Raw genomic sequence first — 22,137 nt, forward strand, 5'->3', positions numbered from 1 at the left:
GAAAACCGCCCCCATATGAATGACAGGGGCGACCATCATCAAGGAGCATCAAAATGTCTTACTCGGAAAAAGTACTCGATCACTACGAAAACCCACGTAACGTCGGCGCGTTTGAAAAAGGCGACGAGACCGTAGGCACAGGTATGGTCGGCGCGCCCGCTTGCGGCGACGTCATGAAGTTGCAGATCAAGGTCGGCGCCGACGGCGTGATCCTGGACGCCAAGTTCAAAACCTATGGTTGCGGTTCGGCAATCGCTTCGTCGTCGCTGGTGACCGAATGGGTCAAGGGCAAGACGCTGGATCAGGCGCTGTCGATCAAGAACACCCAGATCGCCGAAGAACTGGCCTTGCCGCCGGTGAAGATTCACTGCTCGATCCTGGCGGAAGACGCCATCAAGGCGGCAGTGCAAGATTACAAGGCCAAGCACGGCAGCGTTGAACAAAAGGTTGCGGCCTAATTCAGGTTGCAGCAAACGAGAAGCACGCGAAGGGCAAGCATCATGGCAATCACACTGACTGAAAAAGCTGCAAAGCACATCAGCCGCTATATGGAACGTCGCGGCAAAGGCCTCGGCCTGCGCCTTGGCGTGCGCACGACAGGTTGTTCCGGCCTGGCTTACAAGCTGGAATACGTGGACGAGGAAACACCCGAAGATCAGGTGTTCGAATCGCGCGGCATTCGCGTTTTTGTCGATCCGAAGAGCCTGCCGTACATTGACGGCACCGAACTCGACTTCGCCCGCGAAGGCCTCAACGAAGGCTTCAAGTTCCAGAATCCGAACATGAAGGATGAGTGCGGCTGCGGTGAAAGCTTCCGTATCTGACCTGCGTATTTTCCCAGGCGCCATGATGTTGATGTGCAGTGGCGTCTGCAGGAGCATCTGAGCAACTCTGCGAGTTGAGGTGCAAATGCAAGATCGTGCTTAGCCAGAATAGTCGTAGCGATAGCCTCTGAAGCGTTGTTCTGCCAAGCCTGTTGAAGTTCGAACAGGCTTTTTATTTTTTACCCATCCGCTCCCGTTTGCACAACGTATGCAAAATCATTTCGCGCTTTTCCAGTTACCGCAACGCTTTGCCGTCGATCTGACTGCGTTGGAAAAGGCGTTCCACGGCGTGCAGAATCAGGCCCATCCCGACAAGTTCGCCAACGCGACCGGCGCTGAAAAGCGCGTCGCCATGCAATGGGCCACACGCGCCAACGAGGCTTACCAGACCCTCAAAAATCCCCTCAAGCGCGCCACGTATCTGTGCGAGCTCAATGGCGTCGATCTCGAAACCGAATCCAACACCGCCATGCCGACCGCATTCCTGATGCAGCAGATGGAATGGCGCGAAGAACTCGACGACGCGCGCGCAGGCAAGAATATCGATGCGCTTGAGCAGCTCGACGGCGCCTTGCGCAGCGCCAAGAAAGATGCTGTCGCCCGCATCGAAACACTGCTCGATGCGGACGACTTTGCCGGCGCCGCACAACTCGTGCGCCAATTGATGTTCCTTGAAAAATTCGGCGAAGAGATCGGCAACGCCTTCGCCCTGATCGAAGGTTGATGCGCTATGCCTGACGTATTCCTGTTCCTTGTCGCCGCCATGATGCTGACCCTGGCGCCGGGCCCCGATAATATCTACGTGCTTACGCGTGGCGTCGCGCAGGGGAAGAAGGCCGGATTCGTGGCGGCACTCGGCTTCTCTTCCGGCTTGTTCTTCCACACTTTGCTGGCGGTGCTCGGTTTCGCCGCCATCATCAAGGCGTATCCGGCCGCCTATCACGCCCTGCAATATGCCGGCGCCGCGTATCTGGTGTACCTCGGCATCCGCACTTTGCGCTCCGCCGCATCAATGTCGCTGGATGCCACGATGACGCCGGTCAGCCTGTCGCGCATTTTTTGGCAAAGCGTCATTGCCAATATTCTCAATCCCAAGGTGACGCTGTTCTTCATCGCTTTCCTGCCGCAGTTCGTCAATGTGCAGGCCGGCCATGTGGCCTGGCAGATGCTGTTGCTGGCAGTGGTATTCATCCTCCAGGCGCTGGCGATTTTCAGCGCGATTGCATTTTTCTCCGGCATCGTCGGCGCGTATTTCAAGCGTCAGGCGCGTGCCGCTCTCTATTTGAACAGGCTTGCCGGCTGTGCGTTTGTGGGACTCGGTATCCGCATCGCCTTGCCGGAATAAATCGACTATGGCTCTTCTCCAAATCTCAGAACCGGGCATGTCCACCGCGCCGCACCAACATCGGCTGGCGGTCGGTATTGATCTCGGCACCACCAATTCACTGGTCGCCACCGTGCGCAACAGCATTCCGGAAGTCCTCAGCGACGAAGAGGGCCGCAGCCTGTTGCCGTCGGTGGTGCGTTATCTGCCCAACGGCAATGCCAACATCGGCTACAAGGCGCAAGCCGCGCAGACCACCGACCCGAAGAACACCATCGTCTCGGTCAAGCGCTTCATGGGCCGCGGTCTGAAAGACATCGCCTACGTCGAAAACCTGCCCTACGATTTCCAGGATGCGCCGGGCATGGTGCAACTGAAGACCGTGGCCGGTGTGAAGAGCCCGGTCGAGATTTCGGCGCAGATTCTGGCGACTTTGCGCCAGACTGCAGAAGATGCCTTGGGCGACGACCTGGTCGGCGCCGTGATCACCGTGCCTGCGTACTTTGACGATGCACAGCGCCAGGCCACCAAAGATGCCGCGCAACTGGCCGGCCTGAACGTGCTGCGTCTGCTCAACGAGCCGACCGCTGCGGCTATCGCTTATGGTCTCGACAACGGTTCGGAAGGCACGTTTGCCGTCTATGACCTTGGTGGCGGCACCTTCGACATCTCGATCCTGAAATTGACCAAGGGCGTGTTTGAAGTCCTGTCGACCGGCGGAGATTCCGCTCTGGGCGGCGATGATTTCGACCAGCGCCTGTTCTGCTGGATCTGCGAGCAATCGCAACTGGCGCCATTGTCGGACGAAGACACCCGCATCTTGCTGGTCAAGGCGCGCGAGGTAAAGGAATTGCTCTCGTCCAAAGCTAACACGCAGATCGACGCCGTACTCAATTCCGGTGAAGAAGTGCATCTCTCGATTACGGCCGAAGAGTTTGTCGCGCTGACCCAGCATCTGGTCGCCAAGACCATCACGCCGAGCCGCAAGGCTTTGCGCGATGCAGGGCTGTCGGTTGATGACGTCGATGGCGTCGTGCTGGTCGGCGGCGCCACGCGCATGCCGCACGTGCGCAAGGCGGTCGGTGAATTCTTCCAGACCACGCCGCTGGCCAACATCGATCCGGACAAAGTGGTGGCGCTGGGCGCTGCGGTACAAGCCAACCTGCTGGCCGGCAACCGCGCCGCGGGCGACGACTGGCTGTTGCTCGACGTGATCCCGCTGTCGCTTGGTATCGAAACCATGGGCGGTCTGGCCGAGAAAGTCATTCCGCGCAATTCCACGATTCCGTGCGCGCGCGCGCAGGAGTTCACCACCTTCAAGGATGGCCAGACTGCGCTGGCGGTACACGTGGTGCAGGGCGAGCGCGAGCTGGTGTCCGATTGCCGTTCGCTGGCGCGCTTCGAGTTGCGCGGCATTCCGCCGATGGCGGCCGGCGCTGCGCGTATTCGCGTCACGTATCAGGTTGATGCAGACGGCTTGCTGTCGGTGTCGGCGCGCGAGATGACCTCAGGCGTGGAAGCGGCCATCACGGTCAAACCTTCGTATGGCCTGGCCGACGACGACGTCGCACGCATGCTGCAGGATTCCTTCCAGTCGGCCGATGAAGACATGAAGCGCCGCGCCCTGCGGGAAGAGCAGGTCGAAGCCGAGCGCATTATCCTGGCGACGCAATCGGCGCTGGATGCCGACAGCGCACTGCTCAACGAACAGGAGCGCATCGACATCGCCGCGCTGATCGAAATCGTGCGTGAGAAGGCGCAAAGCGACGATCACCTGGCGATCAAGGCCTCGGTGGAAGCGCTTGCGCATGGCACCGAAGAATTCGCCGCCCGCCGCATGGACCGCAGCGTCCACGCCGCGCTGGCAGGCAAGAAATTGGATGAAGTTTCGTAAAAGACAAAGTCATTAAAGGTAAATACCGTGCCACAAATCGTCATACTTCCACACCCCACGTTTTGCCCTGACGGCGCCGTCATTGATGCGCCGGTCGGCAAGACTTTGTGCGACGCCATGCTCGACAGCGACGTCGATATCGAACACGCTTGCGAGAAATCTTGCGCCTGTACCACTTGCCACGTGGTGATCCGCGAAGGTTTCAACACGCTGGGCGAGCCGACCGACAAGGAAGAAGATTTGCTCGACATGGCCTGGGGCCTGGAAGCGAATTCACGCCTGTCTTGCCAGGTGGTGCTGGGCGACGACGATCTGGTCGTTGAAATTCCGAAGTACACCATCAATCACGCCAGCGAGAATCACTGATTCTGTCTGGGAGTGTGCGACCTACGTTAGCGAGGCAGCCATGAAATGGACCGACATTCAACTTATCGCTGAAGAACTCAGCGATAAATTCCCGGACACCGATCCCAAGACCATTCGTTTCACCGACCTGCATCGCTGGGTGATGGAGTTGGATGGTTTTGACGACGATGCCAATCGCTCGGGTGAAAAAATTCTCGAAGCGATTCAGGCGGCGTGGATCGAAGAAGCAGAATAATTCAGTGACGGCATGAAACAAAAAGGAGCGAAATCGCTCCTTTTTTGTTGTCCGCCCGACGCTCATCGTTACACCAGAATGTTGGACACATGCTGCATGCCGGTCGTGTATTGCGGAAAAATCTGCTGCAAGGCGCTGTCCGGAATGCGCATGTGCTTCTCCGCCAGCGTCGACATCACCGCGCGGAAATCCGTGGTGATCGCCAGATCGCGCCCTTCATTGAGCTCGGTCTTGTTCAGCCCCGGCCATTGACCGTAAATCGTCCTGCCGCGCACGTTGCCGCCCAGCAGCCACATGACATTGCCGTGACCGTGGTCGGTGCCGCCGTTGCCGTTTTCGCGGAAGGTGCGGCCGAACTCCGAAATCACCACGATCACCGTATCGTTGAAGGCTGGACCCAGCTCCTGCGCCAGCGTCGCCAATCCGGTTGCCAGCGGCGCCAGCCGTCCGGCCAGCTGCCCCGCACCGTTTCCCTGGTTGGCATGCGTATCCCAACCGCCCACCGCCAGGAAGCCCAGGCGGATCTTCGGATCGCCGCGCATCAAACGACCCAGCCGCGCCGCATCGATGGCCATGCCGTTCGGCAGAGGCGCGCCGTTGTTGGCCATGCGCTGTTCATTGCTGCTCAGTTCCGCCATCAGTTCCTTGCGCGCGGCGATGCCGTCGCGGTAGGCCTTGTCGAGCGCATCATTGCCCGCATACATGGCGCCGTAAGCCTGGCTGATCTTCGGTTGATCGATCAGGGTGGGGCGCGCTGCATCGCGGCCGGTCGGCATGTTGGCCACCACTTGCCGACCGCTCAGGATGCGCGGGATCGACTCGCCCAGCGTCAGCGCCTGCACCGGTGATTCGGACGGGGGCAGGCGGCCTTGCAGGCGATTCATCCAGCCGTCGCGTGTGTTGTGCTGACCGGGCGTGCCGGTCTCCATGTAATCCTGCGCTTCGAAATGCGAGCGCGAACCGTCGGGTGATCCTGAGGCATGGACAAAGGCCAGTTGGCCGCTATCCCAATACGGCATCAGCGGACGCAAGGACGGATGCAGACCGAAGTAGCCGGTCAGGTCGATGACGCCGTTGTTCTGGCCGGGACGCGCGACGGCGATGCCCGGGCGCGCCTGGTAGTACTCCCTGTCGCCATGCGGCACTACCACGTTGAGACCGTCGACGGCGCCGCGCAGGAACACTACCACCATGCGCGGCGTACCGTCGCCGTCGGCGTGTGCACGCTGGCGCGGAGCGCCGTAGGCCAAGGGTGCGTTGCCACCGGCATTGGCGACAGGCGGTTTGCCGGAGGGCGCTACCGCGCAGCCGGACAAGCCGACCGGCACCAGGATGGCGCCGCTGCCTGCCAGGCCCATGTAGCGGATGAAGTCTCGACGTCTCATTCCGGCTCCGATGCTCTTAACGTTTCATGAAAGCAGGTCCACCCAGGATCAGGCCGACTTGCAAATTGGGCGGCGCCGCAGCGATGGCGGTCACGGCGTTCTGGTCCAGCAGCGGCGACAGCGTCTGGATCAGGCGCACCGGATCGACGGCTTCTGTATTGGCTGCCGGTTGCGTATTCTCGGCGCGGGCGATGGGCGACTTGCCGTTGCTCAGGCCGTTGGCGAAATTGATACGGCGCAGCAGCGCATCGGGATTGAGCCAGGCTTCTTCGGAGAACTTGTAGCCCTCCGGCGTCAGCCAGCCGTACAAAGGCATGCCGAACTGGCTGAGCACGCCGCTCACTGGTCTGGCGTTGACGACCGGCGTGGCGGTGGCGCGCAGGCTGGAGACCACGTATTGATAGGGGGTCTTGAACTGGCTCTGGTAATTCCGGCGCGACCAGAATTGCGGACTGTCGAACAAGCTGCGCAGCACGGACTTGATGTCGCCGTCGCTGGCAAGGAAACGTTGCGCCAGTTTGTCGACCAGCGCCGGATCCGCCTGGTCCGAGACGAAGTACTGCACCAGCTTGGTCGAGATGAAGCGCGCCGTCGCCGGATTGCGCGCCAGCATGTCGAGCGCCTGTTCGCCTTCCTGCTGACCGCCCGGCGCAATCGTGCGACCGAGGAATTGTTTGGCTGTGCCGTCATGCCGTTGCGGATTGAACGCGAAGCCGGCGCTGTCGAATCCTTGTTTCATGTTCGGCTCATCGATGGTCCATCCGCTCAGGATGCGCGCCAGTGAAATCACGTCGGCCTGCGTGTAGCCGCCGTCAACGCCTAGCGTGTGCAGCTCCATCAGTTCGCGCGCATAGTTCTCGTTGAGTCCCTTGAAGCGTCCTTTTGCCTGCGGCGTATTGGCGCCGCTGCTGAGCCAGTTGTCGAGGTAATAGAGCATCGCCGGATGGTGTGCGACCGCGCCCAGCAACTGTCGGAAATTACCAAGCGCATTGGGGCGGATGGCATTCTTTTCATAGTCGGCGCTCCAGTAGCGCACCCATTCCTTGCCTTCGAAGACATTGAAATGATTGAACCAGAATTCGGTCATCACCTCCTGCAACTGGCGCGGACTTTCGGTCGCCAGCCACAATCGCGCGGCATGGCTTTGTGGCGTGATTTCTTTTGCGGCGCGCTGGCGTGCGGCATTCTTTTCGTCGGCGCTGGCGGTATTGGGCGGGAACGAGGGCGGGCCGTAAGCGACGTAGAGTTGCGAGGTGTTCAGCTGGTAGGTCGGAAGGCTGTCGAGGCGACTCTGGAGGTCGGCTGGAAGCGGGATGCGTTCCGGATTGAGCTGCTCGTCGATGTAGCGTTTGACGCCGGTTTTTTCAACCGCGGCGACATCACCCGGACGCGGGCCGTATGCCAGGCGATTGAGCACATGCAGGGCCTGCTCCTGCGAATTCAGCGCCTGCGCCAATGCACCGCCGCAAGCGCCGGCGAGGCTCAATGCCAGCAATCCGATCACACCATGTCTGCGGAGGAGTTGCATGAGTTGCATGACGCCGTAGAATAAAAGAAGAATGCTTAAAGTATCGCATCCTCATCGAACGTCGCTGTAATAAAGTGTAAGAGCATCGCTTCTGCCGAAAAGTCGTCAGCAGCCCTTCAGCTTGTCGTCAGTTTTCCACGAGTTCGAAACTGCCGCTGCTGCGCCATGTGGTGCGATCGGCAACCCGGCTTGCGGTGCCGGAAACGCTGGTGTTGATTTCGACCTGCACCGAGAAGCTGGCGCCCTTGAGCGTGCGTTCATCCTGCACCGGCACAATGCCCACGCCGGGCGTCAGCAGCGCGATTTCAGCCATGTTGTCGGGTTGTTGGCCGGTGACTTTGACGTTGCCGAGCTTGACGCGTTTGCCGTCAAGCTGCGCCAGCGACAAGTTAAGAACGAAGTTGCCGGCATTGCCGAAGCGGTAGCCGTTGCCGTCGCCGGCAGCGCCGCGGAAGTAAATCGTCATCAGCGTCGGCTGACGGCAGTTTACCGAGAGCGTCATGGTTTGCTTGCCCAGAGCGAAAGCGGTAGGCGAGACCTGCCGTTCAAGCAACTCGGCGCGCGTGACCTGGCCGTAGTCGATCACCGTATTGCTGATCTGCATCTGGCAATTGTCATTGGGGGCCGCCAGCGTCGGCGGCGATGCCAGGGCGATGGCCACGGCAACGATGGCGTTCCGCGTCATGGAGCCGCAGATAAAAAATTCACGATTAGGCATGAGGCGCTTTCTGTAGTTGTACTTGCAGAGTAGGGCCGCAGCGGGCCTCCGCGGTTTCGAAGAACATGTTGGGATCCGCCCTGGACGGCAATTCAAATTGCAGCGAGCATTGCCTGCCGTCCGGGAGCGAGACCTCGAGTTTGGAATTGGGTACGCCGTTGATCAGGAAAATTTGACCGTCATCCACTACAGTCGTCACGAACTGGCCTTCGGCATCCACCACAAAAGCGCCCTTGGGCAGAGGGTTGCCATCCGCTCCCTTGGTGTTGAGCAGGATGCGCCGCACCTTGATGGTGTCGAAGGTAACGAAGTTGACCGAGCCGCGCCCCGGCTCGACCAGCTTGTAGCCGTTCTTGATGTCGACATTGCGCGGCAGGCTCTTGGTGGCGATCTCCAGCCGGCTGCTGGCATACGGCGCCATTTGCGAAATCACGGCCTGCCCCCATGGATCGGTCCACACGGGCCCGTAGGGCGTGCTGACGCGGATGCCGGATTCATCTCCCACCGACAGGATGCCGAAGGTGTCCTGGATCGGATAGGGCGACAGCGTCAGGCCGTTCTGATGCAGCACCATGCCGCCGCGCAGGCCGCCATTCATGGAAGTCGCTCCCGATCCTGCGCGCGAGTATCCGAGGTTGACCTGGGTATAGCGAGGCAGTATCGACGCCTGCGTCGAGAGATCGGTTTCCTGGTTTTGGGTGTTGCGTTCCGCGGAGACCGTGTAGTTGGCGTATTCGTTGATCGTCTCGTTATAAGAGGCGCCGTAGCGTTTGTAGCCGCTGCTGTTGTTGACGTAGGTGCGTACGTTGCGCTGCCCGAGCGGGATGCTCAGCGTAAGGTAAAACGTGTTGATCGGCACTGTGTTGGCGCTGTTGGCGTCGGTGTTGCCGCTGTTGCCGCTGGTGCCGAGATTGTGTTCGAGGTTGAACGATATCGTGCCGAATGAGAATGTCTGGCCCCACGAACCGGTCACGCGCTGGGTCGATACGCCGCTGAACAGCGACGAACGCGAATAGGCGACGTTGAAGGAGCCCAGCGTCGCGTTGCTCCAGCTCATCGATGCGGTGTACTGGCCGCGATAGCGATTGTGCTGCAGGTCGCCGGCATTGGCGGGGGTGTCGACGATGGTGTCGGCCAGGTCGCGATAGCCGAGCGTTTGCTGAGTTGCTGAAAAGCTGCCTGAAAGCGACGTCGACAGCAGGCTGCTGCTGGACAGGCTGACCTGGGTGCCGCGCACGCCTTCGCCGGTTGCATTGGACAGGCGTTGCTGCAGGCTGACGCTGGTGCTGTTGAACACGCGCGTATCCATGCCCCAGGCGCCCGCCTGATACGACGTCGCCGCCATGAGGCCGGCGTTGGCATTGCTGTCCTTGCCGATTTTCCAGCCGCCGGAACCGGTGACGATCCATGGCTGGCGTGCAGTACTGCCGCCGAGACTGCGCTGACGACCGACGGCAAAGGAATAGCCGCGCTGGCTGCCCAGCGAGCCACTGTGCAGCGAAGCGGCCGGAACGATGAAGCGACGCTGCGCGCCGGTGGCTTCCACGACAGTGACTTCCAGATCGCTTCCCGAATTGAGCAGCGGCAGGTCGGACAAGGCGAATGGCCCGGCCGGAACAACGGTGGTGTAAATCAGCGCACCGGCCTGGCGCACTTCCACACGTGCCTGCCATTGCGCGATGCCTTCCACCATGACGTTGTTGCGACTGAGGCTCATCAGCGCACTTTCAGGAATGATCTGCGCGCCCGTGATGGAACCGCCCGATACCGCCGAATTGGCGATGTTGATCTGGCCCGCCTGCAGGATGGATTTGTAGTCCATCAGCGTGTGCTGGGCATAGGCATAGACATGCTGGCGCTGAGATTTTTCATCCTGTGCGGTGTAGACCTCACGACTGCGCACGATCCAGTCCCTGAAGTTGAATCCGGGCTCGGCGTTGGCCGACATGAAGCGGCTGCCGCCGCCGGCGAATTTGCTGTTCACACCGAGTATTTCGTAGTTCAGCATTGCCGCCGTGCCGCCGCTGCTGTAGCCGGCGAAGTCGTCCTCGGTGGGTCGCAAGGCATCGGTAGGCACTACCAGCGCCACTTCTTCTTTGCCGGGGCGCAGCTCCACCTGGGTTTGCGGAAAGGCTTCCTTGTAGTCGAAGCAGGCTGGTGATGCCGCCGTCGCAGATTGTGTCGCAGATGCTCCAGGCGCGGGCTTCTCGATTTTCTTCAACTGCGACGGCACGATCAATCCGCCTTTGTCGAGCATGCCGACGTCAAAGCACAAGTCACCTTTGGCATTGAAGCGTGCATCAACGCGACCGCGTTTGCTGCCGTTGACGAACAGCGTCACGACCTGCACGCCCGGACGAAAGCGCGCAGCTTCGCGAAAATAATCTGCAAGCTGCGGATCGATGCCACGCTCTTTCAGCATGTTCAGATCGAATCCGCTGGCGTCGGCTGCATGCAAGGGCGTCACCGCCATGCCTCCCGCCAGGGCTGACAAGGCAAGGAGGCAATGCTTCAGACGAGCAACGGGCGGGTCGAGGACAGATCCATGTTCCTCGCTGATTTTATTATTCATGTTCCCTGATCGCGAGGGAGAAAAAACGGGACTTATTTGGTGAGTGCGGCGTCGTAACTATCCACCGAGAAGCCGTAGACGGTCGCCGGCGCCAAGCGCACCGTGGTCGATGCCGCGCCGGCTGCCGGGACTGCTACGCTGATGGTTTCGCCCGGCAGGAAATAGGTCTTGCCGAGATCCAGCTCGGTCTTGGCCGGCAGCAGCGTCACCGTTTGCGCCAGGCGCACGACATAGGCGCTGTCGTTCCTGGCGACGAGATTGCCGTTGCGCACCGACCAGGTCAGCAGTTTCCATGGTTCGCGATTTTGCGCCAGGCCTTTGGGATGGATGATGACCGGCAGATTTTGACGAACGTTCATCGTCACCTTGACGCCGCCGTCTTTGGACTGCTGCGGGATGCCTTCAAAAATGACGCGTTTGAAGCGTTGCGTCTTGAGCGGCTCCTTTATCTGGAGGATGAAGCGCACCAGCTGGGTTTCATCCGGCTCGACGCGTGCAACGGGGGGCGTCACGACCAGCAGGTTTTCCTTGTCTTCGGGGAGATTTTGAATCGAGGTGTAGAGCAAGGTGGCATTGGCGTCGGTATTCTTGACGTTCATGCTGGCTTCGCCGTCGGCCTCGTTGATGATGACCACGGAGGTCTCGGGAAGCATGCCACTGGCATGTGCAGTCAGAGGAATGATCGCGTTGGAAAGAAAGCCGGCAACAGCAAGAAAAATCAATTTCTTAAAAATGGTGCACATTTCATTTACCCCCGATTGTTGTAGATGCAGGTGTTGAACAGCTCCGATTTTATGAGAAATTAATTTAAGAGTATTTGAGAATATTCTCAAAATGCAGACGATTTGAAGCGTCGAACAGGGGCGACAAACAGTGTCGCGGAGACTCTTAAAGATAGGAAAGCTCAAGCGTTGCCGAACCGTCGAGCAAGATCTCTTGCGACAAGGAAAGGTTTTCGGGTTTGTTGATGTAGGGCAGCACGGTAATGGTGCCGGAGATCGTGCGCAAGGACGATACGTAGCTGCTGCCCGCTGCGCCCCAGCCGAAGCTGCGGTTCTTGGCGACGTAGCCGTTCGTCGATGGTTGCCAGGTCGTACCGCTGTCGGTCGAATACAACAATTGGGCCTGCTGGTAGTCGCCGGTATAGGACGTCGGCTGAAACACGATCGCATAGCCGCCGATGCTCTTGCCGGCAGCGGTGCCCAGACCGAAGTTGAAACTGTCATTAAGGGTGCCGTCGCCCGAACCGGCAGCAACGATGCCGACGATGACCGAGCTGGTGCGATTGTCGATGGCGCGGACGCTCACTTTGGCGGCGGCATCGCAATTGATGCTGAACGACAGCGACTTCGCCGGCAGAGGCGTCACCGCGCCGGGTTTCAGCGAACGTGCCGGGATGGTGCCGTAGTCGGCGACGCCGCCGCCCGACAGCATCGGCGTGCAGGCGGCGGGAGTGATGACGCTGACTACCTGCATTTCCACCATGTTGGCAGCGCCCGACAGCGCGGTTGCCCCAATGCAGGACAGTCCGAAAGCCACAGTTGCAGTTCTGATCGCAATATTTTTCACCAATGCGCTTCTTTCATTTCGGCAGATCGTGAGCATTGCCTATAAGTACAACAGTTCGAAGGTAGCCGAACCGTTCAGCGAGGCATCTTCTTTCGTCGCTGTATTGTCGGTGCTGTCGATCACCGCCTGGATGCTCAGCCTAGCCTCGAAGTTGAGCGTGCCGCCGGGGTGGATTTTGTGTTCCGCATCCCAGGCGTAGAGCACATTCTTGCGGATGGTATTGTCGCTGCTCAGCATCCATTGCGTGGCATTGATGCCGGTAGCCGATTCCATCATGGTGGGCGGCCTCGCCGTGGGATGCGCCGGTTCGAACGATACGATGTAGGCGCCGGCATTTTGTCCGCTCTGTGCGCCCAATCCGAACAAATCTTTCTTGCTGCGATTGCGCATCGCCACTGCCTGCATTTGCGGTATCGGCGCGCTGTCGCGATTGTCGATCAGGCGCAGCGCAAGGCGTGAAGGCAGGGCACAGGAAACGGAGAGCGTGAAGATTTTCTTGCTGAGGATTTTTGCTGCGCCGCGCTCGGATGAAATCGGCCCGTAATCCACTACGCCGGCATCGGAAAAAACCGGCAGGCAGGCATCAGGAACGATCTTTCCGGTCACCCGCAATTCAGTTGCCCCGACGGCGGACGCGGTAGATGCAGCGACAAGCAGGGAGAATGAGACGCCACGCCACAGCGTTGTCGAGACGGCCTTTTTCATGCTTTCCCCAGATTGCCAAGTATTGTGATTTGATCCGGCAAGGATAACGTTGGCGAGATGTACGTCCAACCAAAATATGGGAAACGTATAAAAAAACATCACTGGTGTGGTGAACTCGTCATTTTTCGATTATTTACCGGCAAATAAGCGGGGCTGAATTGAGATCATTCTCATATACGGATGTGCGCAAGATGATCAGAATTGCATCTGGTTAATCAAAGTCTATGCCGCAGCTGCGGTGCACATCTCGCTTGGGGTAAAGATGAAAACAGTCGCGAATCTTTCTGTTCTGGTAGTTGAGGATGAGCCGTTGCAAAAAATATTTGCAGTCGAAAAATTGCGCGAGCTGGGTTGCATCAGTGTCGTCGACGCCGCAGACGGCATGGAAGCAATGGAGCGCCTCTCGGAACGCCACATCGATCTGATCTTTTGTGACATCGGTATGCCCAACATGGACGGCTCGCAGTTTGTGCTGGCGCAAGACCGTTCGGCGCAATCCGCCGGCAAGGAATTGCCGATGCTGGTATGGATGAGCGTGCATGCAGAAGACGTACGCGAGTCGCATCTGCAGCTGGCGTATTCCGCCGGATTTCCTTTTGTCGAAGCGATCGCCAAACCTCTCTCCTTGCCCGCGCTGGAAAGCATTCTCGCTACGGCGCTGAAACTGATGAATGCGATCAAGCCTCCGCCTGGGCGAAGCGGAAAAACAACACCGGCGGCAATGGACGGCGCCATCGGCGATGACGACATCTTGCGCGCCATCTGCGACACCAGTGAATTCGAAGTGCGGTACCAGCCGCAGATCGCGCTGGAGACCAAGACCATCATCGGCGCCGATGCCATGGTGCGTTGGAGTCATCCCAAATTCAGCTATCTCGTGCCGGAGCAATTCATGACGCTGATCGAGCGGCAGGGGCTCGGTCTCATGCTGTTCTATCGGACTGTCAATCATGTTCTGAAAACGCAACAGAGACTGGCGCACATCGGCTGCAGCATTCCGATCTGCATCAAGGCATCCGCTTCAACGCTGGAAACGCCGGAAATCGCCGACTATCTTTACGAACGTTCGCAACGCTACGGCATTGCCTCCAGCCTGATCACCGTCGGCATTTCGGAAGAAGAGCCGTCGCAACATGCGCTCAAGCTGGCGGCGTCGCTCAATCGTCTGCGCCTGCGCGGATTCGGTTTGTCGATTGACGATTTCGGCTCCGGCATTTCAACCATGAAGCTGCTGTCGCAAATGCCCTTCACCGAAATCCGCATTGATCGCCACTTCGTGCGTCAGTTCCTGCGCCAGCCGCAATGTCGCGTCATCGTCGAATCGATCATCGGCATCGCCAAGCGCCTGCAACTCACCGTCACTGCGGAAGGAATAGAAAATGCCCGGCAAATGGAGGTTCTCGCTGCGATGGGATGCGGGCGCGGGCAGGGCTATATTGCAGCGCCCATGCGTCAGGAAGACTTCCTGAATAAGGTCGGTGCCAATCAATTGTTCAACAATGGCCTCATAAATGCCTGAGTTTTCTATTGTATTTTTACTATTTTTGTTACACTCGATCATAATTCGACTGGTCGGGAGTCCTACCTTTTTCAATCGCATCCAGGCGAAGCGAGCATCGATTTCGATGTCTAGCGGTTTTCTGCGTGAATGATCGTCTGCGAAAGGACGCCATGATGACCTGGACTGCGACAAAGGCAATTCGTATTGCATTGCTCGACGATCATGCCGTGGTCCGGCATGGGCTGGCGGCGAGACTGACCGAAGAATCTGATTTTGAGGTAGTCGGCGCTTATGCCGCAAGCAAGGACATGATGTCCGCCTTGCGTGCCTTGCCGGCGGATATCCTGTTGATCGACTATTCCCTCGGGGCCAACGACATTGATGGCCTCAACCTGATCCGGGCGCTCAAGGTGCGTTTCCCCGACAGCAAAATTCTGGTCTCTTCTTCCCACTACAATCCAGCGACGGTCGCTTTGGCGATGCGCGCCGGTGCACGTGGTTTCGTGGGCAAGGAACAAGAATTGTCCGAGCTGATTGCGGCAGTGCGTTCGGTGGCGGTCGGGCGCGTGCACCTGAACCCGCTCATGGCGGCGGAAATCTCCTCGATGTTGTCCAGCAACGGCTCGGACGAAGAATCGGCAAACGGCGATTCGCTCACCGACAACGTCGAACTGTCGCCGCGTGAACGCGAAGTGCTGCGCTGTTGCCTGGATGGGCTGAGCGTCACGCAGATCGCCGAGAAATTCGCGCGCAGCGTCAAGACCATCAGCGGACAGAAGCAGGCAGCCTTCCGCAAACTGGGCGTGCGCAACGACAATGAACTGTTCAAGATTCAGCATCAACTCCAAGACATATAGGACGCACCATGACCACGATTGCCCCGGCTCCTTTGCTTCAGATTCTTGTCGTCGACGATTCTGCGACCAGTCGCGTCGTCATCGAGAAGCAGCTGAAGAAACTTGGTTGCGAGGTAGCGACGGCGCAGGATGGAAACTCCGGTCTTGCTGCAATGCAGGACAATGAATTCGACCTGGTGCTGCTGGATTGCCAGATGCCGGACATGAGTGGTTACGACGTGGCGAAAATTTTTCGCCGGCGCGAACGCGAAGAGGAGCTCACGCACACGCCCATCATCGCGATCTCGGCCGAGACGGATACCGCGCACATGCAGCTTTGTCTCGACAGTGGCATGGATGGCGTACTTGGCAAGCCTTTGCCAGTCGATGAACTGAAAAAAATGCTGTCGCTATGGTGCGACGTCGATGTTTCGGCGGTCGCGCCAATGAACATTGACGACGTGCGCAGCGTGGATCTGAATCTGCTGTTCCGCACGACATCGTTGGAGGACTTCACCGTGTTGCGGGCCGCCATGGATGAATCGGACATGGCGTCAGTCGGCAGGCTGGCGCATCGGATGAAAGGCGCTGCACTCACGATGGCGGCAGGCGAGATCGTTGCGACGCTGGAACGCATCGAAGCGATTGCCGTGCATCGCGCACAGCCGCCCACAGATCTGAGCGCTGAGGTCACTGCGCTCGAGCGGCAATTGCGCTCCATCTGAATCCGGGTTCATGAAAAAGGCCCGCATCAGCGGGCCCGTTCATGTTTGCCGTAAGCATACGTCAGCTGGCCCCGCTCACTGCGTCAACTCAAGCTCCTGCCCACGGCAGACCCGCCTTGCACCATCCTTCGATGGTCTTGCGATGGCCCGCACCGTCCTTGTTTCCTTCGAAACCTTCCAGAATGTCATAGCAGCGCGTATAGCCGTTTTCGGTCGCCAGTTTTGCAGCGTGGCGGGAACGCACGCCCGAACGGCACATGAACAGCAATGTCGCCTGCTTGCCTGCGAGGGCGTCAAGCTGCTCCAGAAATTGAGGATTGGGAACGCTCTCGGGATAGAGATTCCATTGCACCGCCAGATGTTGTTCCGCCGGAATCACAACCTGACCGACCCAGTCGCGTTCCGCCTTGGTGCGGACATCGACCAGTTTGACGGCCGGATCGCCCTGCAGCAGGGCAAATGCCTCTTGCGGCGTGACCGCGCCCGCATACGGAAACTGGCCGGTCTGGGCGCGCTGACCTGCGGTCGAAAGAATATCGCTGGAAGTCGTCATCAAAGTCCTTTAAGAATTGCTGGAAAGATACTTAATTTTTTATTTCAACGCTAGCGTCATCAAATATTTGCACCAAAATAAAGCATTGAGAGAAATTTGCTTTTTATTGGTGCGAAAAATGAAATTTGCACCACAATTGTTCAATATTGGAATCATCGTGCACTGCTCGGAAACGCCCGCCAGCCAATAACTCCCTAAAATATGCCATAAGCATCAACGTGAGGGAGTTGATGGCATGGAATCTGCTATCATTCCCGCCTGAGTTCTGGCGCACTATCTGTTGTATTTGCTGCACACATTAAGTCGCACGTAGTCGGCTCATCACCCAAATTGTACAAATTTATACTACTTCCTCGTTTTAGGAGATTCGCATGGCAAGGACGGCCGCAGAGGTTTTGAAGTTGGTGAAAGACAATGAAGTCAAGTTTGTTGATTTCCGTTTTGCCGACACCCGGGGTAAAGAGCAACACGTAACTGTTCCCGTTTCCCACTTCGACATCGACAAGTTCGAATCGGGTCACGCATTCGACGGTTCCTCGATCGCCGGCTGGAAGGGTATCGAAGCTTCGGACATGTTGCTGATCCCTGATCCAAACACCGCCAACATCGACCCGTTCATGGAAGAAACCACATTGTTCATGCAATGTGACGTGATCGAACCGGCCGACGGCAAGGGTTACGACCGTGATCCACGCTCCATCGCCAAGCGCGCTGAAGCGTACCTGAAGTCCACCGGCTTGGGCGACACCGCCTACTTCGGTCCTGAGCCAGAATTCTTCATTTTCGACGGTGTACGTTGGGGCGCGGACATGTCCGGTTCCTTCGTCAAGATTGAATCCGAAGAAGCAGCATGGAGCACCGGCGCCAAGCTCGAAGGCGGCAACACCGGCCATCGTCCGACCGTCAAGGGCGGCTACTTCCCAGTGCCACCGGTCGACAGCTTCCAGGACATGCGTTCGGAAATGTCCCTGATTCTCGAGTCCCTGGGCATCCCTGTTGAAGTGCACCACCACGAAGTGGCCGGCGCAGGTCAAAACGAACTGGGCACCAAGTTCTCGACACTGGTTGAGCGCGCTGACTGGACACAGACACTGAAGTATGTGATCTGGAACGTCGCCCACACCTACGGCAAGACAGCGACCTTCATGCCTAAGCCACTGGTCGGCGACAACGGCTCCGGCATGCACGTTCACCAATCGGTCTGGAAAGACGGCAAGAACCTGTTCGCAGGCGACGGCTATGCTGGCCTGTCCGAATTCGCGCTGTTCTACATCGGCGGCATCATCAAGCACGCCAAGGCGCTGAACGCGATCACCAACCCGGGCACCAACTCGTACAAGCGTCTGGTTCCAGGTTTCGAAGCACCGGTCAAGCTGGCGTACTCGGCACGTAACCGTTCCGCATCGATCCGTATTCCGCACGTTGCGAATCCTAAGGGCCGTCGTATCGAAACACGTTTCCCGGATCCACTGGCGAACCCATACCTGTGCTTCTCGGCTCTGCTGATGGCAGGTCTGGACGGCGTGCAGAACAAGATTCATCCAGGCGAAGCCGCTTCGAAGGATCTGTACCATCTGCCACCGGAAGAAGACAAGCTGATCCCGACAGTGTGCGCATCGCTGGAAGAAGCGCTGGAAGCACTGAACGCCGATCGCGAGTTCCTGACCCGCGGCGGCGTCTTCACCGACAGCATGATTGATGCCTATCTGGACCTGAAGGGCCAGGAAGTGCAACGCTATCGCATGACGACACACCCAATCGAATTCGACATGTACTACTCGCTGTAATCGTCGATTTTGCATTGATAAAAAAGGGAAGCTTGCTTCCCTTTTTTCATGCGCGCGGCATTTTCTGTTTGGTCCGGGCGGGCCGCATTTGTTCACCGCCGGGTCTTGTCATACACTTGGTTCCATCGCATTTTTCAGACGTGGACCAATGAAATCTTTTGTATTCATCGTACTGCCGGGCCTGCTCTGCGCAGTCATCGCGCACGCCGCTCCGGTGCAAGATGAAGTCTATGTCTGTGTCGATCAGAACGGCGTCACCGAATACCGTAACACCGGCCTCAACAAAGGATGTCGCAAACTGGACATGCCGGCTGCGAATGCGGCGACGCCGGCCAAACGTGCGGTACCGGGCAAGCCGGCGACGGCAGTGACGGCAGGCGCTTTCCCCAAGGCCGACGGCCAGGTGCAGAAAGCGCGCGACAGTGATCGCAAACTGATATTGCAGGATGAACTCAGACTGGAAGAGGGCAAGCTGGCGGGCCTGAAAGCGGACTACAACAACGGCGAACCCGAGCGGCGCGGCGACGAGCGCAACTATGCAAAATACCAGGAACGCGCTGCCGCCATGAAGGACGACATTGCCCGCGCAGAACGCAATGTCGACGCACTCAGGCGCGAGCTGGGCAAGCTGCGTTAATTTGCAAAACGGCTTGCAAGCCGGGAAGCCAGTGGTGTTGCAGCCTTGCCCAAATCTTGCTTAGCTGAGGGGAAGCTGACAAATCTGTGCGCATGGCCACAAGCTGTGACGACATACTTGATGCGGCATTAATACAGGCACTTACCGGAACGCATGAAAACAACTTTACCTTCACTTGATGGTCTGGATTTGCTGGCCTCAGCGGTCATCATCCTGGACGCCAACGGCGGCATTGTGTACGCCAACGCCGCCGCTGAAAACCTGCTGGAAAGTTCCTTCAAGGTGCTGTCTCAGCAAAAGCTCAGCGAGCTGTTCCTCAACGGCAAAGAGCTCGCCACTTTGTTCTACCAAGCGGTTGCACACCAGTTCGCCGACAAGCGCCTCGATCTCGTGCTGGAACGAATCGGCCGCGAGCCGCTGCAGGTCCACACCATCGTCACCGCTCTCGACAACGCCGATACACCGGTGCTGCTGGAGCTGCGTGAAAACGTCCAGCAACTCAAGCTCGACCGCGAGGAGCGTCTGCTTGACCAGAGCCAGGCCAACAAGGAGCTGATCCGCAATCTCGCGCATGAAATCAAGAATCCGCTCGGCGGCATTCGCGGCGCGGCGCAACTGCTGGAGCTGGAGCTTCCGGAACGCCATCTGAAAGAGCTGCGCGAATATACCCAGGTCATCATCAAGGAAGCCGATCGCCTGCAAACGCTGGTCGACCGTCTGCTGGCGCCGCACCGGCGGCCGCACATCGTCGGCGACGTCAACATTCACGAAGTCTGCGAGCGCGTGCGCAGCCTGATCCTGGCCGAGTTCCCCAACGGGCTGACCATCAAGCGCGACTACGACCTGTCGATTCCGGAATTCCGCGGCGACAAGGAGCAACTGATCCAGGCTTTGCTCAACATTGTTCACAACGCCGCGCAAGCGCTCGCCGAACGTATTCGCACCGGCGACGGCGAGCTGATTTTGCAGACCCGCGTAATGCGTCAAGTGACGCTGGCCAAGGTCCGGTATCGGCTGGCACTAGACTTGCATATCATCGACAACGGCCCCGGCATTTCACCGGATATCCAGGACCGCATTTTTTACCCGCTGGTATCCGGTCGGGAAGGAGGCAGCGGTTTGGGACTGACGTTGGCGCAAACATTCGTCCAGCAGCACATGGGGGTGATCGAATGCGAAAGCCGGCCGGGATGTACGGATTTCAGAATATTGATTCCGCTTCCCTGATGGCAGTTCATCGGGGGCGCAGGATTGAACAGGGCAACACCGGCACAGGCTTTTCAGGCTGTGCACATACGCCACCAAACGTTACCAATGCAACGATAAGCAAGAAAAGATAACACTATGAAACCGATCTGGATTGTTGACGACGACGAATCGATACGCTGGGTATTGGAAAAAGCCCTCGCGCGAGAAAATCTCGCCACACAGAGCTTTTCCAGCGCACGCGACGCCATGCAGGCACTGGAGAGCGGCACGCCGCAAGTATTGGTTTCCGATATCCGCATGCCCGGCGCATCCGGTCTGGAACTGCTGCAGACCATCAAGGCCAAGCATCCCGGCATTCCGGTCATCATCATCACCGCCTTCTCCGATCTCGATTCGGCAGTCTCGGCATTCCAGGGCGGCGCCTTCGAATACCTGGCCAAGCCCTTCGACGTCGACAAGGCCGTCGAGCTGATCCGTCGCGCATTGGAAGAGAGCCTGCGTGAAACCGACGTCGAGCAATCATCGGCCAACGCGCCGGAGATTCTCGGCCAGGCGCCTGCCATGCAGGATGTCTTCCGCGCCATCGGTCGCTTGTCCCAATCCAACGTGACGGTGCTGATCACCGGCGAATCCGGCTCTGGCAAGGAACTGGTAGCACGCGCCTTGCACAAGCACAGCCCGCGCGCGGCGCAGCCGTTCGTCGCCTTGAATACCGCAGCGATCCCCAAGGATCTGCTCGAGTCCGAGCTGTTCGGCCACGAACGTGGCGCTTTCACCGGCGCGCAGGCGATGCGTCGCGGACGTTTTGAACAGGCCGAAGGCGGCACGCTGTTCCTCGATGAAATCGGCGATATGCCGCTCGACCTGCAAACGCGTTTGTTGCGTGTGCTGTCGGACGGCCATTTCTATCGCGTCGGCGGCCATCAGTCGCTCAAGGCCAACGTGCGCGTGATTGCCGCTACTCACCAGAATCTCGAGCACCGCGTGCGCGAAGGCCTGTTCCGCGAAGACTTGTATCATCGCCTCAACGTCATTCGCCTGCGTCTGCCGAGCCTGCGCGAGCGCAACGAAGACATCCCTATCCTGGCGCGCCACTTCCTCACGCAAAGTGCACGTCAGCTCGGCGTCGAAGCCAAGCGCCTGTCGCCGCAGGCGATGCAGTTCCTGTCGCAACTGGAACTGCCCGGCAACGTACGCCAACTGGAAAACCTGTGCAACTGGATCACCGTCATGGCGCCAGGCCAGACCGTGGAAGTGAAGGATTTGCCGCAGGATCTGATCGAAGAGCGCAGCAGCAACTTCCAGCCGACGCACGGACACGGGCACATAACCTCATCGGCCGCGCCGGCCGAAGCGCACGGCGGGCACGGTAGTGCCGGAGCAGGCGCGAGCTACGACGGTGACGCCGGCGTTGATCGCAGCTGGATCAGCCTGCTGGAAACCGAGGCCGCGCAAATGCTGGCAGAAGAACGTCCGGAAGTCATGGACATCCTCGGTCGTCAGTTCGAAGCGACGCTGATCAAGATCGCACTCAAGCATACCCACGGCCGCAAGAACGATGCAGCCGTGCGCCTGGGCATCGGTCGCAACACGATCACGCGCAAGATCCAGGAACTCGGCATAGGCGGCGCTGAAGACGATTGAACGGAAGAGCGAAAGAATGAAAGAAGGGGTTTGAGGGGAAGAGGGAACAGAACAAGCTGCAGTGCAGGAGCAACATCTGCACATGCGATGCGGATCAATAACATCAAAAACATGAGGGCCGGTTT

Annotated in this window: 22 protein-coding genes; 14 read left to right on the forward strand and 8 right to left on the reverse strand. The window is 58.7% G+C overall.

Annotated features, from left to right (window positions below; translation table 11 throughout):
- Positions 1-53: 53 nt before the first annotated feature.
- The 7 genes from iscU to iscX all read left to right on the forward strand — a co-directional run bounded on the left by iscU (position 54) and on the right by iscX (position 4,643).
- A complete protein-coding gene (iscU, locus tag E4P32_RS02465; RefSeq protein WP_016834035.1) occupies positions 54-458 on the forward strand; it encodes a Fe-S cluster assembly scaffold IscU in 405 nt (134 codons plus the stop codon).
- 42 nt (positions 459-500) lie between these two features.
- A complete protein-coding gene (iscA, locus tag E4P32_RS02470) occupies positions 501-824 on the forward strand; it encodes an iron-sulfur cluster assembly protein IscA (RefSeq protein WP_016834034.1) in 324 nt (107 codons plus the stop codon).
- Positions 825-1,032: 208 nt separating this feature from the next.
- On the forward strand, positions 1,033-1,548 hold the full coding sequence (gene hscB, locus E4P32_RS02475; protein WP_116433412.1) for a Fe-S protein assembly co-chaperone HscB: 516 nt from the start codon (positions 1,033-1,035) through the stop codon (positions 1,546-1,548).
- A 6-nt stretch (positions 1,549-1,554) separates the two neighbouring features.
- Positions 1,555-2,169 carry a LysE family translocator gene (locus E4P32_RS02480; protein ID WP_116433411.1) on the forward strand — a complete coding sequence of 205 codons (615 nt, stop codon included), beginning with the start codon at positions 1,555-1,557 and terminating at the stop codon, positions 2,167-2,169.
- 7 nt (positions 2,170-2,176) lie between these two features.
- Positions 2,177-4,042, forward strand: coding sequence for a Fe-S protein assembly chaperone HscA (hscA, locus tag E4P32_RS02485; protein ID WP_116433410.1), 1,866 nt, complete (start codon positions 2,177-2,179; stop codon positions 4,040-4,042).
- 27 nt (positions 4,043-4,069) lie between these two features.
- Entirely contained in the window at positions 4,070-4,408 is a 339-nt protein-coding gene (fdx, locus tag E4P32_RS02490) for an ISC system 2Fe-2S type ferredoxin (RefSeq protein WP_116433409.1), read from the forward strand.
- 40 nt (positions 4,409-4,448) lie between these two features.
- Complete coding sequence (gene iscX, locus E4P32_RS02495; RefSeq protein WP_116433408.1) at positions 4,449-4,643, forward strand: Fe-S cluster assembly protein IscX; 195 nt, start codon at positions 4,449-4,451, stop codon at positions 4,641-4,643.
- Between the two features lie 68 nt (positions 4,644-4,711).
- On the opposite strand, the gene E4P32_RS02500 is transcribed toward iscX, so the two are convergent.
- The 7 genes from E4P32_RS02500 to E4P32_RS02530 all read right to left on the reverse strand — a co-directional run bounded on the left by E4P32_RS02500 (position 4,712) and on the right by E4P32_RS02530 (position 13,219).
- Positions 4,712-6,028 carry a DUF1501 domain-containing protein gene (locus tag E4P32_RS02500; protein ID WP_116433407.1) on the reverse strand — a complete coding sequence of 439 codons (1,317 nt, stop codon included), beginning with the start codon at positions 6,026-6,028 and terminating at the stop codon, positions 4,712-4,714.
- 16 nt (positions 6,029-6,044) lie between these two features.
- Positions 6,045-7,556: a DUF1800 domain-containing protein gene (locus tag E4P32_RS02505; RefSeq protein ID WP_116433940.1), complete on the reverse strand. Its 1,512-nt coding sequence runs from the start codon at positions 7,554-7,556 to the stop codon at positions 6,045-6,047.
- A 127-nt stretch (positions 7,557-7,683) separates the two neighbouring features.
- Positions 7,684-8,274: a hypothetical protein gene (locus tag E4P32_RS02510; RefSeq protein WP_135008698.1), complete on the reverse strand. Its 591-nt coding sequence runs from the start codon at positions 8,272-8,274 to the stop codon at positions 7,684-7,686.
- Complete coding sequence (locus tag E4P32_RS02515; RefSeq protein WP_135008699.1) at positions 8,267-10,846, reverse strand: fimbrial biogenesis usher protein; 2,580 nt, start codon at positions 10,844-10,846, stop codon at positions 8,267-8,269. The genes E4P32_RS02510 and E4P32_RS02515 overlap by 8 nt, the downstream gene beginning before the upstream one ends.
- Before the next feature lie 32 nt (positions 10,847-10,878).
- Positions 10,879-11,589, reverse strand: a complete 711-nt coding sequence (locus E4P32_RS02520; RefSeq protein WP_233526579.1) for a fimbria/pilus chaperone family protein — start codon at positions 11,587-11,589, stop codon at positions 10,879-10,881.
- A gap of 145 nt (positions 11,590-11,734) precedes the next feature.
- On the reverse strand, positions 11,735-12,385 hold the full coding sequence (locus E4P32_RS02525) for a DUF1120 domain-containing protein (protein WP_158559707.1): 651 nt from the start codon (positions 12,383-12,385) through the stop codon (positions 11,735-11,737).
- A gap of 69 nt (positions 12,386-12,454) precedes the next feature.
- Positions 12,455-13,219, reverse strand: coding sequence for a DUF1120 domain-containing protein (locus tag E4P32_RS02530; RefSeq protein WP_116433404.1), 765 nt, complete (start codon positions 13,217-13,219; stop codon positions 12,455-12,457).
- 163 nt (positions 13,220-13,382) lie between these two features.
- Between E4P32_RS02530 and E4P32_RS02535 the strand changes: the two genes are divergently transcribed.
- The 3 genes from E4P32_RS02535 (at position 13,383) to E4P32_RS02545 (ending at position 16,182) form a co-directional block, all read left to right on the forward strand.
- On the forward strand, positions 13,383-14,639 hold the full coding sequence (locus E4P32_RS02535; RefSeq protein WP_116433403.1) for an EAL domain-containing protein: 1,257 nt from the start codon (positions 13,383-13,385) through the stop codon (positions 14,637-14,639).
- 155 nt (positions 14,640-14,794) lie between these two features.
- The gene (locus E4P32_RS02540; protein ID WP_116433938.1) at positions 14,795-15,478 is read left to right on the forward strand and encodes a response regulator transcription factor; all 684 of its coding nucleotides are present in this window, start codon (positions 14,795-14,797) and stop codon (positions 15,476-15,478) included.
- Between the two features lie 8 nt (positions 15,479-15,486).
- Entirely contained in the window at positions 15,487-16,182 is a 696-nt protein-coding gene (locus E4P32_RS02545; RefSeq protein ID WP_233526577.1) for a response regulator, read from the forward strand.
- A gap of 88 nt (positions 16,183-16,270) precedes the next feature.
- On the opposite strand, the gene E4P32_RS02550 is transcribed toward E4P32_RS02545, so the two are convergent.
- Positions 16,271-16,735: a rhodanese-like domain-containing protein gene (locus tag E4P32_RS02550; protein WP_116433402.1), complete on the reverse strand. Its 465-nt coding sequence runs from the start codon at positions 16,733-16,735 to the stop codon at positions 16,271-16,273.
- A gap of 371 nt (positions 16,736-17,106) precedes the next feature.
- On the opposite strand from E4P32_RS02550, the gene glnA reads away from it, so the two are divergent.
- From glnA to ntrC, 4 genes are all read left to right on the forward strand, one after another.
- Positions 17,107-18,522 (forward strand): type I glutamate--ammonia ligase, encoded by a 1,416-nt coding sequence (gene glnA / locus E4P32_RS02555; RefSeq protein WP_116433401.1) that lies wholly within the window; start codon positions 17,107-17,109, stop codon positions 18,520-18,522.
- 148 nt (positions 18,523-18,670) lie between these two features.
- Entirely contained in the window at positions 18,671-19,159 is a 489-nt protein-coding gene (locus E4P32_RS02560; RefSeq protein ID WP_116433400.1) for a DUF4124 domain-containing protein, read from the forward strand.
- A gap of 153 nt (positions 19,160-19,312) precedes the next feature.
- Complete coding sequence (gene glnL, locus E4P32_RS02565) at positions 19,313-20,386, forward strand: nitrogen regulation protein NR(II) (RefSeq protein WP_116433399.1); 1,074 nt, start codon at positions 19,313-19,315, stop codon at positions 20,384-20,386.
- Between the two features lie 117 nt (positions 20,387-20,503).
- Positions 20,504-22,012, forward strand: a complete 1,509-nt coding sequence (gene ntrC, locus E4P32_RS02570; protein ID WP_116433398.1) for a nitrogen regulation protein NR(I) — start codon at positions 20,504-20,506, stop codon at positions 22,010-22,012.
- Positions 22,013-22,137 lie beyond the last annotated feature (125 nt).

The sequence above is a fragment of the Herbaspirillum sp. 3R11 genome, assembly GCF_004563925.1.
Taxonomy (GTDB): domain Bacteria; phylum Pseudomonadota; class Gammaproteobacteria; order Burkholderiales; family Burkholderiaceae_D; genus Herbaspirillum.

What these genes read in the sequence shown, in the direction of transcription:
- iscU (WP_016834035.1), top strand. Translation starts at nt 54, where the DNA reads ATGTCTTACTCGGAAAAAGTACTCGATCACTACGAAAACCCACGTAAC.
- iscA (WP_016834034.1), top strand. Translation starts at nt 501, where the DNA reads ATGGCAATCACACTGACTGAAAAAGCTGCAAAGCACATCAGCCGCTAT.
- hscB (WP_116433412.1), top strand. Translation starts at nt 1,033, where the DNA reads ATGCAAAATCATTTCGCGCTTTTCCAGTTACCGCAACGCTTTGCCGTC.
- E4P32_RS02480 (WP_116433411.1), top strand. Translation starts at nt 1,555, where the DNA reads ATGCCTGACGTATTCCTGTTCCTTGTCGCCGCCATGATGCTGACCCTG.
- hscA (WP_116433410.1), top strand. Translation starts at nt 2,177, where the DNA reads ATGGCTCTTCTCCAAATCTCAGAACCGGGCATGTCCACCGCGCCGCAC.
- iscX (WP_116433408.1), top strand. Translation starts at nt 4,449, where the DNA reads ATGAAATGGACCGACATTCAACTTATCGCTGAAGAACTCAGCGATAAA.
- E4P32_RS02500 (WP_116433407.1), bottom strand. Translation starts at nt 6,028, where the DNA reads ATGAGACGTCGAGACTTCATCCGCTACATGGGCCTGGCAGGCAGCGGC.
- E4P32_RS02505 (WP_116433940.1), bottom strand. Translation starts at nt 7,556, where the DNA reads ATGCAACTCCTCCGCAGACATGGTGTGATCGGATTGCTGGCATTGAGC.
- E4P32_RS02510 (WP_135008698.1), bottom strand. Translation starts at nt 8,274, where the DNA reads ATGCCTAATCGTGAATTTTTTATCTGCGGCTCCATGACGCGGAACGCC.
- E4P32_RS02515 (WP_135008699.1), bottom strand. Translation starts at nt 10,846, where the DNA reads ATGAATAATAAAATCAGCGAGGAACATGGATCTGTCCTCGACCCGCCC.
- E4P32_RS02520 (WP_233526579.1), bottom strand. Translation starts at nt 11,589, where the DNA reads ATGTGCACCATTTTTAAGAAATTGATTTTTCTTGCTGTTGCCGGCTTT.
- E4P32_RS02530 (WP_116433404.1), bottom strand. Translation starts at nt 13,219, where the DNA reads ATGTTTTTTTATACGTTTCCCATATTTTGGTTGGACGTACATCTCGCC.
- E4P32_RS02535 (WP_116433403.1), top strand. Translation starts at nt 13,383, where the DNA reads ATGAAAACAGTCGCGAATCTTTCTGTTCTGGTAGTTGAGGATGAGCCG.
- E4P32_RS02540 (WP_116433938.1), top strand. Translation starts at nt 14,795, where the DNA reads ATGACCTGGACTGCGACAAAGGCAATTCGTATTGCATTGCTCGACGAT.
- E4P32_RS02545 (WP_233526577.1), top strand. Translation starts at nt 15,487, where the DNA reads ATGACCACGATTGCCCCGGCTCCTTTGCTTCAGATTCTTGTCGTCGAC.
- E4P32_RS02550 (WP_116433402.1), bottom strand. Translation starts at nt 16,735, where the DNA reads ATGACGACTTCCAGCGATATTCTTTCGACCGCAGGTCAGCGCGCCCAG.
- glnA (WP_116433401.1), top strand. Translation starts at nt 17,107, where the DNA reads ATGGCAAGGACGGCCGCAGAGGTTTTGAAGTTGGTGAAAGACAATGAA.
- E4P32_RS02560 (WP_116433400.1), top strand. Translation starts at nt 18,671, where the DNA reads ATGAAATCTTTTGTATTCATCGTACTGCCGGGCCTGCTCTGCGCAGTC.
- glnL (WP_116433399.1), top strand. Translation starts at nt 19,313, where the DNA reads ATGAAAACAACTTTACCTTCACTTGATGGTCTGGATTTGCTGGCCTCA.
- ntrC (WP_116433398.1), top strand. Translation starts at nt 20,504, where the DNA reads ATGAAACCGATCTGGATTGTTGACGACGACGAATCGATACGCTGGGTA.